The organism is Bradyrhizobium erythrophlei (assembly GCF_900129425.1).
Classification (GTDB): Bacteria; Pseudomonadota; Alphaproteobacteria; order Rhizobiales; family Xanthobacteraceae; genus Bradyrhizobium; species Bradyrhizobium erythrophlei_C.
The window spans coordinates 481014-496290 of record NZ_LT670817.1; the positions used below are offsets into that span (position 1 = coordinate 481014).

The following is a 15277-nucleotide window of genomic DNA, read 5'->3' on the forward strand; positions in this document are numbered from 1 at the left end:
TAGCTAACGCTGCATCCGCATGAGCTGATCCATCGGCATCATGTTGTGGTTGAGGTTCGACATAATCCACAGCGATCCGGTCATCACCAGCATGACGATCAGGATACCGAAAGCCAGCGCCAGCACGTTGTTGGTATTGTCGGCGCCGGTGGTGATGTGCAGGAAGAAAACGACATGCACGCCCATCTGCGCGATCGCCAGCACCACCAGCGCCACCGGAATGCTCGGCTCCCATACCAGACTGGTGCCGGCGACAAAGAAAGAGGTTGCCGTCAGCAGAACAGCGAGCCCCAGCCCGGTCAGATAACCGAGCACCCGCTGTGCGATGCCACCGGCTTCGACGTGCTCGTCGCCCGGTGCGAGATCGATGCCGTGGAAGGCTTCATCGTGTCCGTTGGTCATTTCGCGCTCCCGAGCAAGTACACCACGGTGAACACGGCGATCCAGATGATGTCGAGGGCGTGCCAGAACAGCGCAAAGCACAGGAGGCGGCGCTGAATGTCCGCCCTGAACCCCTTGGCGTAAACCTGCGCCATCATCGTCAGCAGCCACAGGATGCCGGCCGAGACGTGCATGCCGTGACAGCCTACCAGTGTGAAGAACGCCGACAAAAACGCGCTGCGGGTCGGCCCGGCGCCGCGCGCAACGAGGCTTGAGAATTCCCTCAACTCGATCGTGAGAAAGGCGAGGCCAAAGACGCAGGTGATGGCCATCGAGACCTGGAACCAGACCTTGTTGCGGGCGTCGACCGCGATGGTGCCGAGGCCGCAGGTAAAGCTCGACGCCAGCAGGAATCCGGTCTCGATCGCGACGTTGCGCAGGTCGAACAGGTCGCGGCCGCTCGGCCCGCCCGCGGTCTGCCCGAGCAGCACGGCGTAGGTCGCGAAGAAGGCGGAGAACATCACCATGTCGCTGAGGATGAAGATCCAGAAGCCGAAACCGGTGACGATGCGCTTGGACGCGGGTCCGCTCCAGTCGCGCACCGCGGTGGATCCACCATGATGGTCTTCGGTCAGTGCAATGGTGCTCATCTGGCGGCGGCCCCTTCGCTGAGCATCGTGCGGCGCTGCGCCCGATGGACGCGGTCGATGCGCGCAACTTCATCGGCCGGAATGGTATACTCGTCGTGATCGCGCCAGGCGAACACCACGAAAGTGGCGAAGGCGCCGATCGCTCCCAGAGCGACCATCCACCAGATGTGCCAGATCAGGGCGAATCCCATCACGGTGGCAAAGAATGCGCAGACGAAGCCGGTCGGCGAATTGCGCGGAATTTCGATCGCGTGATATTGCGGCTCGGCTTGCTCGGCCCCGCGCTTCTTGATCGCCCAATAGGCATCTTCGCCGGACACAGTGGGCAGCACCGCGAAATTGAAGGCCGGCGGGGGCGACGCGGTGGCCCATTCGAGCGAGCGGCCATCCCAGGGGTCGCCGGTTTCGTCGCGCAGTTGCTCGCGATCGCGGATACTGACGGCGAGCTGCAGGATCTGAAAGACGATTCCGGCCAGGATCAGGGCGGCTCCGCCGGCGGCCACGATCAGCCAGGGACGCCACTCCGGAACGTCATAGTGCTGCATTCGCCGCGTCATGCCGAGCAGGCCGACGGCATAAAGCGGCATGAATGCGACGTAAAAGCCGACCAGCCAGCACCAGAACGCCGCTTTCCCGAGCCCCTCATGCAGCCGGAAGCCGAATGCCTTCGGAAACCAGTAGGTATAGCCGGCGAAGGCGCCGAACAGCACGCCGCCGATAATCACGTTGTGGAAATGAGCGACCAGAAACAGGCTGTTGTGGAGCAGGAAGTCCGCCGGCGGCACGGCGACCAGAACACCGGTCAAGCCGCCGATGATGAACGTCACCATGAATCCGATCGACCACAACATCGGCGTCGCAAAGCGAATGCGCCCGCCATACATCGTGAACAGCCAGTTGTAGATCTTCACGCCGGTCGGCACCGCGATGATCATGCTGGCGATACCGAATATCGCGTTGACGTCGGGTCCGGCGCCCATGGTGAAGAAATGATGCAGCCACACCATGAACGAGATCACGCAAATCGCCATGGTGGCCAGTACCATCGAACGGTAACCGAACAGCGGCTTGCCCGAAAATGTCGAGACCACCTCCGAGAAAATGCCGAACGCCGGCAAGACGAGGATATAGACCTCCGGATGCCCCCAGGCCCAGATCAGGTTCATGAACATCATTACGTTGCCGCCGGCTTCGTTACTGAAAAAGTGAAAGCCGAAATAGCGGTCGAGTATCAGCATTGCGAGGGTCGCGGTCAGGATCGGAAATGCCGCGATGATCAGCAGGTTGGTCGCCAGCGTGGTCCAGCAGAACATCGGCATGCGCAGGTAGTTCATGCCCCTGGTGCGTATCTTCAGCACGGTGGTGACGAGATTGATGCCCGCGACCAGGGTGCCGATGCCCGAGATCTCCAGCGACCACAGATAGTAGTCGACGCCGACGCCGGGCGAATAGGTGAGCTCCGACAGTGGCGGGTAGGGCAGCCAGCCGGTGCGCGCGAATTCTCCGATCACCAGGGAGATATTGACCAGCAGCGCCCCGGTGCAGGTCAGCCAGAAGCCGACCGAGTTCAGCGTCGGAAAGGCGACGTCGCGGACGCCGAGTTGCAGCGGCACCACTAAGTTCATCAGCCCGATCACGAACGGCATCGCGACGAAGAAGATCATGATGGTGCCGTGCGCCGAGAAGATCTGGTCGTAGTGCTCGGGCGGGAGGAACCCCTGGCTATGGAAGGCAACCGACTGCTGCATCCGCATCATGATGGCGTCGGAAAAGCCCCGCAGCAGCATCACCATCGCCAGCAGGACATACATCACGCCGATGCGCTTGTGGTCGACACTGGTGATCCACTCGCGCCAAAGATACGGCAGACGCCCGCTGAGGACGATCCAGGCAAGAACGGCGAGGATGGCAAGCGCCACGACGCCGGACGCGATCATCGGGAGCGGCTGGTTGAATGGAATGGCGGACCAACTCAGCTTACCGAGCATCGGCGGCCTCCGCCGGTGAAGCGCCGATCACGCCCGCCGGCGCTCCCAACGACGGCGGTATCTTCTGGGTAGCGATCGCCTGAAAGAGATCCGGATCCGCGAGGCGGTAAGTCGCCGGCGGGTTGTTCATCGAGGGCTTGGCGATCTGACCGTAGCTGGCCTGGTCGAGCGACTTGTCGGTGCCCGCGGCGTCCTGCGCCCATTTCGAAAATTGCTCTGGTGGCACGACGTGGACGTCGAAATGCATGTCCGAGAAGCCGTCACCGCTGAAATGCGACGAGAGGCCTCCGAACGTCCCCAGGGTATCGCCCTGCAGATTGAGCCGGGTGGTCATGCCGTTCATCGTGTAGATCATGCTGCCGAATTGCGGAATGAAGAACGCGTTCATCACGCTGGACGAGGTAAGCTCGAAGTGCAGCGGCACGCCGGCGGGGACGGTGAGCGCGTTGATGGTCGCGATTTTTTGCTCGGGATAGATGAACAGCCATTTCCACTCCAGCGACACCCCTTGAATGGTCAGGGGCTTGCCGGATCCCGGGATCGGCGCTGCGGGGTCGAGTTCATGGGCGCCGATCCAGGCGACGCCGCCAAGCAGGATGATGGTGAGCGCCGGGATCGACCAGACCACCAATTCGATACGGCCAGAATATTCCCAGTCCGGCCAGTAGTAGGCCCTGGTGTTGCTGGCCCTGAACCAGTACGCAAAAGCGAAGATTGCGACGATGGTCGGCAGCACAATCGCCAGCATGATGCCGACGGAATCGATCAGGATGGTTTTTTCGGCGGCTCCGATCGGACCTTGAGGATCAAGGATATTCATCGCCGAACCCGAATAATGGAACCCGTGCTAACGCCGTGGTTGCCTCGACGTTCCATGCCCGGGAGGCCATAGATTCACCGGGACGTCGAACGCCCAGAGCGGGATTTACGTTGGCCAATTCACCGATACCATTAAATTGAAATTTAGGAAGCACCCGAAAGCGATCGGGAAGGCCGTACGAAGGATTGCGGTGTTGCCGGTTGCCGATTGGTGGCCGGATTCGTCCTCGATCCGACCAGAAGGCTTGGCCGAACCTTACATGCCGTCCTCGAACACCGCGGAGAAAGCCACGCGCTTTTGGCCGGGCGGGGGCGCCTCGCCGTCCTTGGCCACCCGCGGGGCGGTTTTTGTCGGATGCGCGGTGGCAAGCGTGTTCCAGTCGTAGTCGTAGACCTGCGCGAGATAGACCGCGATCTCCGGATCGTCGAAGATCAGGCTGGCGTCACGATTGGTTCTCACGCCCTCGTTGGACCAGTTGTGACTGCCGAACATCACGATCTTGCCGTCGATGATGATCGTCTTGTTGTGGCACGCCGGTTGAAACCGAAAGACCTCTTTTGGAAAGCCAAGCGCGACAAGAACGTCCAGGCTCTCCTGTTTCATCATGTCGCGGCAGATGATGCGGACATCGAGCTTTTTATCGATCTTGTCCTTGAGCGCCCCGATCAACAGCCGGAATTCGGTGAAGTCGTCGCTGGTGCCCCGGAAGTTGATGTACTGGTTCTGGAACCAGACGCTCTTGGTCGCCGAATTGATCAGCTTCAGCGCGTTCTCCGCGTAATTGTCCGGCGTCAGCAGCGGCTGCACGCTGACCTCGCGGTTCAGGCGCAACGGCGGGAAATATTGCGGCGGCGCCGCAAACGAGACGGCCTCTGGCTTGTCCTCCGGCACGAACAGATCCGGCGCGGCAACGCTGACGGCCTGGCCGGCCTGCGCCGCGGAAAGCTGGAAATCGCGCTTGATATAAAACTCGTAGATCGATGCCAGCTTCTGGTTCTTGATGATGGCGTGATAATCGCGATTGAATTTCTTCTGGAATCCGGCCTCCAGCGGAGCCGGGTTGGCGACGAACGGGTGCACGTTCGGCTGATTTGACGACTGCCAGTTGCCGCTGGAGAGCCAGATCGCGGCACTGTCGCGCACCGCGACCTTGATGTGATAGGCGGACGCAAAAAGCCCGTTCGGATTCGCCTTCGATTCAAGTGTGGCCCAGGCCATCTGAAAACGATTCGACATTTCCGTCGTGAGAGGATTGATGACGTCTTTCTGCTCGTCGAGGTCATGGGCCTTGACGCCGGATTTCGCCGGCTTCTCCGGCACCGGATGCAGCACCAGTTCGAATTTGCGCCCTGCGGGCGCCACAGCTTGCTCGATGGCCTTGAAGATGTGCGGCGCGGTGAATTGATACATCGCCACTGTGAGCGACGATTTGGTTTCGCCCAGGAAGGATTCGAGTTCGCCCCAGCCGGCCTCCGGACTGACGCAGATCGTCAGCTCCATCGCCTCCTTGACGAGCGGCAGGTTCGGCGGATCGGGCTCGGTATAGCCGCCGCTCTTGGGCGGCAGGAAAGCCAGCGGTTCGTCTCCGCCCATCATTTTCTCGAACGCCGAGACCATCGATCCGCCGGGCGTCCCAAAGGATACCGGCTGCTTTTTCGCCGCCGCCATCTGTTCCTCTACAGTGGCGTCGATCATGGCGACCGGAACTGCGAACTTTGCCTCCAGATCGGCGGCCTGCACCGGCGTGGTGCCCGGGGTGACGGCCACGACGATCGCAGGCACCGGCGGTGCTCCCGGCGGATATTTATATCCCGGCCGGGTCACGACCAGGTCTTGCACGCCCATCAATTGCTGGCGAACCGGACCGAGCGCTTTCATGATCGGTTCGAACGAGGCCTTCACCGCCTCCGATACTTGCGCAATGCCTGGCTGATCCATGACTGGGCTTCCCTGAAAATTGAAGTCAAACTATTCAAGCGATAAGCAACCGCCTTGCGACGGTTACGTGAAAGCATCCTTGCGAATGCGAACGGCGGGGTCGCCCAGCAGCAGGTAGTTCTGGGCATCGTTTCGCTGCCGCCACCTGTCGACCAGATCGGAGTCGGGGATCCGCATGGCTGCGGGTGCACTCTGCGAGGTTGCGCTGAGCAGCAACGCCGATAGTTCGGCGAATTTTGCACCGAAATACACCGACATCGCGTGTCCGACCGGCATGCCCGACAGGATGGTGCCGATGCTGTTGCGGAAGACGGCGATCTGCGGCGCGGCTACCTTGGCGTCCTGCATCGAAAATCCCCACGCGCGATCGACGTGGCCGATCACGGCAAGCGCGCTGCCGTTCGGATGGGAAAGCAGGCGGCGCGGCAACGCGGCGACGAATGGTTGAGGCGCCAGCGGCGGCGCGTCGGCGGCCGGCGAAAGGTCGTCGAGGAACTGATCGGTGTCGGGCGTGCCGGCGCCGAAGCAGGCGAACAGCATCGCCACCGTACCATTGACATTGGCATCGTCGGCGATATCGGCGGCGGTCAGAAAATGCGCGGGCCGCACGCTGCCGAAACCCGGCCAGTCCTGGCATAAAAGCGCGCCCTGGGAGGTGGCCTGCCCGTCCTGACCCGCGTTGAACTTCATGCCGTGCGAGGCGGTGAACAGCACCGCCGGCGGCTTCGGACCGTTCAGCGCTTGCAGCAGGTTCGCCTTGGTCGCGTCAGCTCCAAGGCTGAGCTTTCGATCATAGCCATAGGACGTGTTGATCGCCTTCTTCAGATCCCCGGTTGCTCCCGCTACGCCGTTGGCAAGGGGATCGACCAGGAACGACGCGCTCAGGTTGGTGGCGCCGTCGCCAAGATGGCGGGTGCCCCAATAGCTGATCTCCCTGGCATTGGGGACCGACTTCGCGTTCTCATAGGCGATCGTCGAACGCGCATAGCGTTCGTATTCTTCCGCCTTGTCGAACGCCAACCGGCCGACCGCGTATTCGATGCCGAGCAAATACTGGAATTCGAACGGGATGAGATCGGGCGGCCCGATCAGCAGCAGGTAGTAGGGCACGATTGCCGGATCGAGATTGCCGGCCGAGGTCCCCCAGCGCTCACACCAATCCCGCGTCTGTTCGCCTTTCCTGTAATCGAGCTCTTTGAGGCGGTCGCCGGCCTGCTTGCGGCGATGTTCAATCAGGGGACTCATGGCCTGGCGGACTTCGGGCGGGGTATCTTCATGGAAAACGATGCCCCATCCGGACTGCTCCAGCCTGTTCGCATCCATATCGACCGGCAATGACCGGTGTGCGCCGTCGCGCGCCTTGTCGAAGGAATCGACGCCCGGACGCGCCCGTACCCGCTTGGCAATCTCGTCGATCGATCTCGGCGGGAAGGCGTAATCCCCGGTGTTGAAGTCGATGCCGTTGACGTAGACGCGGTTGCCATCCTCGGCAGCGGGTGCGCTGCCGGCGGTCTTTCCTTTTGCCGCTATCGGGACGGCTGCGAGGACGGGCGGCGCCGGCGGAGCGGCGTTGACCTGAACGGCGATCGGGGGCGGCGCACTTGACGCGGCTTCCCGGGTTGCTTCGGCGGGCGCCGAAGCGTTGGCCATCGCCACCAGCTTGTCGCTGACACGTCCGTAGTGCTGGTAGGCGCCCCAACTCGACGATTGCGGCTTGAGCTCGAGCGCCTTGTTGCGCGCTTCCCGCAGCGCCTCGCCAATCGTGGCTGGCGGCGCCTTGCCGATGACGCCGGCGTCGGCGCTTGGGCTGCGTAACCCCATGAGGCGGGCGTAAAACCATCGCGCGCACTCCGCCGCGCAGGCATCGTCGACCTTCCAGCCGGCGCCGATGAAGTTCGGGATGCCGCGGCTGAAAAATGCCTGCGCCAGGCCGGTCATGTGCTTGCGCTGCACGTCGTGGTCGTCGGTCACGGACGAGAAGCATGCATTCGCGAACACCAGCCGTGGAACCTGGCGGACCCGGAAGATCTCCTTGGCCGAGAGAATGCAGTCGGCGGCAAAGACCCAGCCGGTTTGGCCCGTCTTGGGGTCGGAGAGCCCGTGGCCCGCATAGTGAACCAGGTCGTATTGCTCGTCTACCAGCAGCATGGCGAGTTCGAGCGGGTCACACGGTTTGGCGCTCGTCACGCATTTGTTCTGATCGTGCAGATTGTCGAGCAGCAATTTCGCGTCCGCATCGCCCGGCGGACCGATGCGAACCGTTGCCGTTATCTCGTACTGGCCACCCCAGGCGATCCGGGCCTGCTCCAGCACCTCGACCACGGCCGCACCCTCGTCGCGCGCGTGCGGCAGCGCCAATCTGTCGGCCGCCGGATCGGCAATGATGAGCGCCTTGAGCTCGTTGTCGAGCGCGGGCGGCGAGGTGGGCGGAGGCGAGAGCACCGAACGAAATTGACGCGACACCGCGAGGTTGGTGCCGAGATAAGGGGTGCCCGAGAATTTCTGGTGCCCGGCCATCTCCCAGGGGTATACGGCGGTGGTTTCGTCGACCTCCAAAGTGAGGTTCGCGGGGCCTTCGGTGAGTTTGCGGAAATCATCGGGGATCAGATAATTCGTGAAGAAGGTGCCGAATGCGGCGCGATCCTCCGTCGTGCAATCGTTCGTCATCCGGCCGGGAAGGTCGCGCATCAAACGGGCATTGACCTCCTGATCCCGCTGCGGGACCACCGCGAGATCGGACAATGCCGAGAACTGAAACACTTCGGTCGGGAAAAGATTTGTGGCCGGGTGATCTGCCGGCTTCCTGGCTTTGGCGGAGGGATCGGACTTTGCCCGCATTACCCTCGGTGCCGATTTGCTGCGCGTGATCCGCAGGTAGGTCACGGGACGATCCGGCTCGACGTCGGCCGCCTGGGCGTCGGCTTCGGGATCCGGGTCGACATCCGGGCCGCGGCTGATCGTAAATTTGGTGTTCCGCGCCGGCTTCCCGTTTACCAGCGCATCCAGCTCATCCCGTATTTGCTGCAGCTTGTCCTTGTCGGAATGAACCAGCTTGATCGAGAGCGGCTGAACGGCGACGCGTTCAAGGCTTTTCTGATCCTGCTTGACGGCTTGCGCGATCGCGCAAATGCGCTCGTAGCCGTCCTCGATGCCTTCAACGAAGCCGCGAATCGCCTCTGCGATCGAAAGCTCGCTCCGGCGCGTGCCCAGCAGCGAGGTAGCGAATTCACTTTCCCCCATCGCCTTCATCGCAACGACGATGTTGGAAAAGATGAACTCAAGACCGTCCTGGGCAAAGCGGCCGGGCTCTCCCATGCCTGCGAGAAGCAGGTTGCGCGCGTTCAGTTTGCCTTCCTTGTGGTACAACTCCAGGTTAATCGGGAACAGCTGTCCCAACGCCGATCCCATGATGCCGAGATCGACGGCGCGCGTCAGCCAGGAATCGAGCAGGCGGTCGAAAATCTTGGTCGGGCCAGTAAAATCCAGTCCGTCATACCGCGCTCCGATCACGACCGGCGTCTTGACGTTGGTGAGACCACCCCAGATCAGCGTGATATTCACGCCGAGCTCGGGTGGCGATGGCGGGGGGCCGTCGGTTTCGGTCGTGTTGCTGACGGGAGGCGGTGCGACGGCCGGCGCGTCCGGCGGCGGCGCCGTCACCGCGGGCTTCGCCTCCGCAGTCGTTGCGCCGTCATCCGCCCTCTGTTGCTGACTTCCCTTGGTTGACACAGCTGGACTCTCGATACCGAAAGCGTCGTCGTGAATGGTTTAGATTCTAATGATCTGGGTTAGTTAGCTAGATTACCAGCGTTGCGGCCTGGTCATTGTCGAATTTATTATATTTGAGCGGTTCTCGAAATCATTTTGTGGAGCGAAGTTAGGAGGATGCTGACACAACCAAGGGTTAAGTCAATATATCAGTGATTTTCCTCGACGATGCGCTCGGCGCCTGCGGCAAAATGTACCCGGTGTGTGTACCGAAAACCTGATCCGAGTTGATGACGTGATGGAATCGCCTAAGCTGGCCGAATGATCGGGCTGTTCTGTTTCGTTCTGGCCGTCATGGCCTCGCCGTTCAAATCGAAGCTGCGGCTCGAGGCTGAGAACGCGGTGCTTCGACATCAGTTGAATGTCGTGAGGCGCAGGCTCCATGGTCGCGTCCGGCTTACGAACCATGATCGCTGGTTCCTTGTCCAGCTGTAGCGCTGGGTTCCGTCGATCCTGCAGGTCCTTGCGATCGTCCGGCCCGAGACGCTCCTGCGTTGGCATCGGGCCGGCTTTCGCGGCTACTGGCGTTGGAAGTCGCGCCCGTCGGGAGGGCGACCGCAGATCGACACGGAGCTGCGCGCGTTGATCCGGCGGATGAGCGTCGAAAACCCGCTTTGGGGCGCGCCACGCATTCACGGCGAACTGCTCAAGCTCGGGTTTGAGGTCGCGCAGTCGAGCGTCGCCAAGTACATGGTCAAACGGCGGGGGCCGCCCAGCCAGGGATGGCGAACCTTCTTGCGTAACCACGCGCCAGACATTGCCGCCATGGACCTGTTCGTTGTTCCAACTCTCGGTTTCGACCTACTCTATGCCTTCGTCATCGTCCGGCTCGACCGCAGAGACCTCGTCTGGATCAACGTCACAGCAAATCCGACGGCGAAATGGGTTGCACGTCAAATAACGGAGGCATTTCCTTGGGATGAGGCCCCGCGCTACCTGATCCGCGATCGCGACCGGATCTATGGCCGCGTCGTCACACGCCGAGTGCGCGCCATGGGCATCCGGGACAAGCCTACCGCACCAGCCTCGCCTTGGCAGAATGGCTTTGCCGAACGGCTGATCGGATCGATCCGGCGTGAGTGTGTGGACCACATCATTGTCCTGGGCGAGGCGCATCTGCGCCGGATTCTGAAATTCTACGCCGACTATTATAGTAGCGTCAGAACGCATCGATCCTTGAATAAGGACGCGCCGGTCTCTCGCTTGGTACAGCGCGCTGGTGTCATTCGTTCACGTGCCATCCTGGGCGGACTTCATCACCATTACGGTCGGATTTAGGGTTTTCGGTACACACACCAGTGTCAGACCTGATTTGACGAACCCGTTCATCGCAATCTCCTCGGAAAATGGCCCGTTACGGCGGCTCGGTCCTTGCCGATCGGACCGACGCGCCGCTGGCGATCGGCTGAGCCCGGCCTTGGCCAGACTCAGCCGACCCCTAATCACCCGGTCTCGGTCAGCTCGCGACCTGCACCTGGGCCGGCGCACCGGGCTTGTCCGGCGTTCCCGGCAGCATGACGAGATACTGCTTCGTCGAGGGCTCATTGCTCTGGACGATCTGGCGGATCGGTCCGATGGCATTGACGATCGCCGCCCCCGCCGGGTTGGTCATGAAGGTCGTCAGCGGCTGCAGCGGGCCGCTGCCATCCGGCTTCGTGGAGAGAGCCAGGACGTAGGGCTGTTTCGGCGCGAGCCCGGTCACTGCGGCCTCCAGTACCTGGACAAGCCCCTGGTTGAACAGGGTCACGGTCGTCGGGGCTGCACCCTGCTGGGCGCCAGCGGCCGCCATCGTCAGGTGCGTCGCCTGGCCGGCCACGCCCAGCGGCTCGAGGTTCCGCATTCCGTCCCCGCTCGGCACCGCGTCGGGCACATAGGTCAGTGCCTGCGGCGCCTGACCGATCGCCGTCGTGCCGATGGCCTTGTTGGTGAGCGTGTCGATGGCGGTGACGGCGTCGCCGTTCTCGAGGCCGACATAGATCCGGGTGCCGTCACCCGAGGGCCAAAGGCCATGCGGCAGCGCGCCCACGGGGATGGTCGCGACCTGCGAGAAGTCGTCGGTGCGGAACACCTTCACCTCGTTCAGGCCGCCGATCGTCACGTAGGCAAAGGTGCCGTGCGCGTTGTGGATGATGTTCACGTGATTGGAGATGGGGCCGGTGTCGAGGATCTTCAGCGTGTTGAAGGGCGGCTTGGCGTTGAAGACTTGGGTCCTTCCGGTATCCTTCAGCGTGAACCAGACCTGCTTGCCATCCGGTGTGGCCGCGATGTTCGGGCAGAAGGGGCTCGTCTGCTTGACCGTCCCAACGATCTTGTGGTTGGCGACGGAGATCACGTCGGTGACCGGATTGAACGACGAGCAGACATAGCCGTATTTGTCGTCAGGCGAGAAGATGGTCATGCCGGGACCGGGCAGCGTGATGATCCGGGTCTTCTCCTCGAAGGTCTTGCCATCGAGCACGTCGACATAGTTCTCACCGCGCACCGTGACCCACACCTCCTTGCCATCGGGCGTCCAGAAGGCTTCGTGCGGCGCGCGGCCGACATAGGTGATGTGCTTCACGGTGTTGGTCGCGGTGTCGATGAACGTCACCGAGTTGGAGCCGATCGAGACCACGCCGATGGTGCGGTGATCCGGCGAGAAGCCCATGCCATGCACGAGCACCTGGCCCTTGTACAGCGGGCTGAAATTCGCCGGCGACGGGGCACCAAGCGGGATAACGCCGAGCGTCTTGTTGTCGGACGGATCGACCACCGAGACGGTGTTGGAGAACTGGTCACCCGTGTAGACACGGTCATGACTGCTGACCGGTATGTTCGGTGCGGATGCGCCGTAAGGCGCCTGGCCGGCAAAGGCCGGAGACAGGCCGGCGAGGGCTGTGCCGGCGAGCAGCGCCGCCGCAAGAATCTTACGCTTCATGATCAGTATTCCTTTCCTGGGTTATCGTCAGTGGGCGCCACCGGGCCTGGTCGGAGCCATCTGCATCGCCGCAGACATCCGCATCTGGGTCTGGTTGGCGTCAGATTCGTGCGCCGGCGCGTGTTGCGTCGCGCCGGAGGAAGCCTGGGTCGGCGAAGACACCGATTGCGGCAGGGGCTCACCGAGCGCGAGGCGCATCAGCGTGATCTCCTGCATCTGATCCACGATGATCTCCTGCGCGACCGTCTTCAGCTGCGGGCTATGTCCGTACTGCAGCTCAGCCTGAGCCATGTCGATGGCGCCCTGGTGGTGTGGCACCATCATCGCGACGAAGTCGTGGTCGACGTCGCCCGTGGGCTTCACGGCCATGTCGGTCATCATCTTGTCCATCGCCGCATTCGATCGACTCACGAACGCAGCATCACTGCCCGACGCGGCTTTCTGCGGAGGAGCTGCCGCCGGTGCGTCCTGAGCTGTATTCGTCACCCAGGTAGGCGAAGCGGGTTCGCCGATCGCAAGCCGCATTGCCGCGATCTCCTGCAGTTGCTCGACCACAATCTCCTGGGCAATGCGAAGAAGTTTCTGATTATGGCCGAACTGCAACTCGGCTTGGGCCATGTCGATGGCGCCCTGATGATGCGGCACCATCATCGCGACAAAATCGCGATCCGCGTCGCGCGTGGGCTTCACGGCCATGCCCGCCATCATCTTGTTCATCGCGGTTTCATTCAGCGCGAGGAACGGACCCTCGGCATTGGCCGCAACGGCAGCGGGCGAGACGCACGCCAATCCACCGATGCCAAGGCCAACGGCCAGCAGCAGACCGCGTGGTTCAATTGGAAAGCGCACCTTCATCTCCGCCGCTATCGCCTGCAAAGAGGCTCTCAATGGGAAGACAACGTGCTCGGATGATTATTCCGAGCGGCCACGAATTTTCGAGAGCCAGGCTCTGTAATGCCAACCGTCAATGCAACGTGGATGCGTGGCGCGCCCCAAAGCGGATTTTCGACGCTCATGCGCCGGACCAACACGCGCAGCTCATTGCCTGCAGCGCGAGAGACTCGCTACGGAGATCGAGACCGGTCTGAATCCCAAAGGCATTCAACTTCGCTACCGTGGCGGGGCCGCGCGCGGCGATCCCATCCGCCTTGATGCTGTTCTTCTCGGCAAAGAAAGCCTGCATGTCATCTCGCCAATGTGAGCGATCGTGAAGCCGCTACGCCTTGGGGCCGTGGCCGCGCGTGCCCGCATAAAACGGGCGCGCCGGCCTTGGGCGGCAAGCGAATGGAAGCAAATGCGATGCGTTCTGTTTTGGCCTTAGGCCTGTTGATTTCCTTGTGTGTTTCTGCGAACGCCGCAACGGTGCATCACGCCAAACCGCGACATCATCTCATCGTTCGTCCCAGCCAAGGTGTAACTCCAGGGTTCGCGATTCCCGGCTGGACCGTCGACGCGATGCTGCGCTGGCTGGATAACGCCAGCTCGGGCTGGTCACAGGCCTGAGTGAGGGCAGCGTGTGTACCGAAAACCTTATTCAAGTTGTGGGAGCAATGGAATCGCTTAAGCTGGCAGAATGATCGGGCTACTCTGTTTCGCTCTGCCCGTCCTGGCCTCGCCATTCAAGTCGAAGTTACGGCTTCAGGCTGAGAACGCGGTGCTTCGACATCAATTGAATGTCTTGAGGCGCGGGCTTCATGGTCGCGTCCGGCTTACGAACTATGATCGCTGGTTCTTTATCCAGCTGTATCGTGGTCTCCATCAATCCTGCTCGCTCTCACAATCATCCGGCCCGAGACGCTGCGTTGGCACAGGGCTGGCTTTCGCTGCTACTGGCGTAGGAAATAGCGTCGAAGGGGAGGGCGGCCACAAATCGAGACGGAGCTTCGCAGGCTGATCCGGCGGATGAGCATAGAAAACCCGCTTTGGGGAGCACCGCGTATTCATGGCGAACTGCTCAAGCTCGGGTTTGAGGTCGCGCAGTCGAGCGTCGCCAAGTACATGGTCAAACGGCGGGGCCGCCCAGCCAGGGATGGCGGACCTTCTTGCATAACCACGCGCCAGAAAATGCCGTCATGGACTTGTTCGTTGTTCCGACGATCGGTTTCGACCTGCTCTATGCCTTAGTCATCGTCCGGCTAGACCGCAGAGATCTCATCTGGATCAACGTCACAAGAAATCCGAACGCCGAATGGATTGCGCGTCAAACAACGGAAGCATTCCCCTGGAACGAGGCTCCCGGTTACATGATCCGAGACCGCGACCGGATCTACGGCACCGTCGTCACACGCCGACTGCGTGCCATGGGCATCCGGGACAAGCCGATTGCACCGGCCTCACCGTGGCAGAATGGCTTTGTCGAACGGCTGATCGGATCGATCCGGCGTGAGTGTCTGGATCACGTCATTGTCTTGGGCGAGATGCATTTGCGTCGGGTCCTGAAATCCTACGCCGACTATTACAACCGTTTCAGAACGCGTCGTTCTTTGAACAAGGATGCACCGGTCTCTCGCTCGATACAGCGCACCGGTGTCATTCGTTCAGGCGCCATCGTGGGCGGACTTCATCACCACTATGGTCGGGTTTAAGGTTTTCGGTACACACAGCCGGCGAATACGCCATCAAGTCAATGCTTGATGGTCTCTAAGAAGTCGGCCATCTCGCATTTTGGGCGCGCCTCTTAAATTTCTGCTACGCCCCGACCGCGGCATAATGACAAGTGTGAACTATCCCACACACGTAAAGCGTTTTTCTCAAGTATGATTGCTAACAGATATCTAATGCATATTGACACTCAAGCATTCTTGAAGGGAGGCGT

12 protein-coding genes are annotated in these 15277 nt (G+C 61.6%); 3 read left to right on the top strand and 9 right to left on the bottom strand.

Going from position 1 to position 15277, the window contains the following annotated elements; genetic code table 11:
* Nucleotides 1–3: 3 nt before the first annotated feature.
* From cyoD to B5527_RS02295, 6 genes are all read right to left on the bottom strand, one after another.
* Nucleotides 4–402 (bottom strand): cytochrome o ubiquinol oxidase subunit IV, encoded by a 399-nt coding sequence (gene cyoD, locus B5527_RS02270; protein ID WP_079599854.1) that lies wholly within the window; start codon nt 400–402, stop codon nt 4–6.
* A complete protein-coding gene (gene cyoC / locus B5527_RS02275) occupies nt 399–1031 on the bottom strand; it encodes a cytochrome o ubiquinol oxidase subunit III (RefSeq protein ID WP_079599855.1) in 633 nt (210 codons plus the stop codon). Before cyoC ends, cyoD begins: the two co-directional genes overlap by 4 nt.
* The gene (gene cyoB / locus B5527_RS02280; RefSeq protein WP_079599856.1) at nt 1028–3019 is read right to left on the bottom strand and encodes a cytochrome o ubiquinol oxidase subunit I; all 1992 of its coding nucleotides are present in this window, start codon (nt 3017–3019) and stop codon (nt 1028–1030) included. The genes cyoC and cyoB overlap by 4 nt, the downstream gene beginning before the upstream one ends.
* Nucleotides 3009–3839 (bottom strand): COX aromatic rich motif-containing protein, encoded by an 831-nt coding sequence (locus B5527_RS02285; protein WP_079599857.1) that lies wholly within the window; start codon nt 3837–3839, stop codon nt 3009–3011. The genes cyoB and B5527_RS02285 overlap by 11 nt, the downstream gene beginning before the upstream one ends.
* 255 nt (nt 3840–4094) lie before the next feature.
* On the bottom strand, nt 4095–5777 hold the full coding sequence (locus tag B5527_RS02290; RefSeq protein WP_079599858.1) for a phospholipase D-like domain-containing protein: 1683 nt from the start codon (nt 5775–5777) through the stop codon (nt 4095–4097).
* Nucleotides 5778–5840: 63 nt separating this feature from the next.
* Nucleotides 5841–9506, bottom strand: coding sequence for a CHAT domain-containing protein (locus tag B5527_RS02295; RefSeq protein ID WP_079599859.1), 3666 nt, complete (start codon nt 9504–9506; stop codon nt 5841–5843).
* 633 nt (nt 9507–10139) lie between these two features.
* Here B5527_RS02295 and B5527_RS45635 point away from each other — a divergent pair.
* Nucleotides 10140–10823, top strand: a complete 684-nt coding sequence (locus B5527_RS45635; RefSeq protein ID WP_245332466.1) for an integrase core domain-containing protein — start codon at nt 10140–10142, stop codon at nt 10821–10823.
* A 178-nt stretch (nt 10824–11001) separates the two neighbouring features.
* Here B5527_RS45635 and B5527_RS02305 read toward each other — a convergent pair whose 3' ends face one another.
* The 3 genes from B5527_RS02305 to B5527_RS43285 all read right to left on the bottom strand — a co-directional run bounded on the left by B5527_RS02305 (nt 11002) and on the right by B5527_RS43285 (nt 13645).
* A complete protein-coding gene (locus tag B5527_RS02305; RefSeq protein ID WP_079599860.1) occupies nt 11002–12462 on the bottom strand; it encodes a YncE family protein in 1461 nt (486 codons plus the stop codon).
* Nucleotides 12463–12489: 27 nt separating this feature from the next.
* A complete protein-coding gene (locus tag B5527_RS47490) occupies nt 12490–13338 on the bottom strand; it encodes a DUF305 domain-containing protein (protein ID WP_425305056.1) in 849 nt (282 codons plus the stop codon).
* Between the two features lie 136 nt (nt 13339–13474).
* Entirely contained in the window at nt 13475–13645 is a 171-nt protein-coding gene (locus B5527_RS43285) for a hypothetical protein (protein WP_154071948.1), read from the bottom strand.
* A gap of 101 nt (nt 13646–13746) precedes the next feature.
* Between B5527_RS43285 and B5527_RS02315 the strand changes: the two genes are divergently transcribed.
* Both B5527_RS02315 and B5527_RS45645 read left to right on the top strand, forming a co-directional pair.
* On the top strand, nt 13747–13965 hold the full coding sequence (locus B5527_RS02315; RefSeq protein WP_245332467.1) for a hypothetical protein: 219 nt from the start codon (nt 13747–13749) through the stop codon (nt 13963–13965).
* A 569-nt stretch (nt 13966–14534) separates the two neighbouring features.
* On the top strand, nt 14535–15047 hold the full coding sequence (locus B5527_RS45645; protein ID WP_197689262.1) for an integrase core domain-containing protein: 513 nt from the start codon (nt 14535–14537) through the stop codon (nt 15045–15047).
* Nucleotides 15048–15277 lie beyond the last annotated feature (230 nt).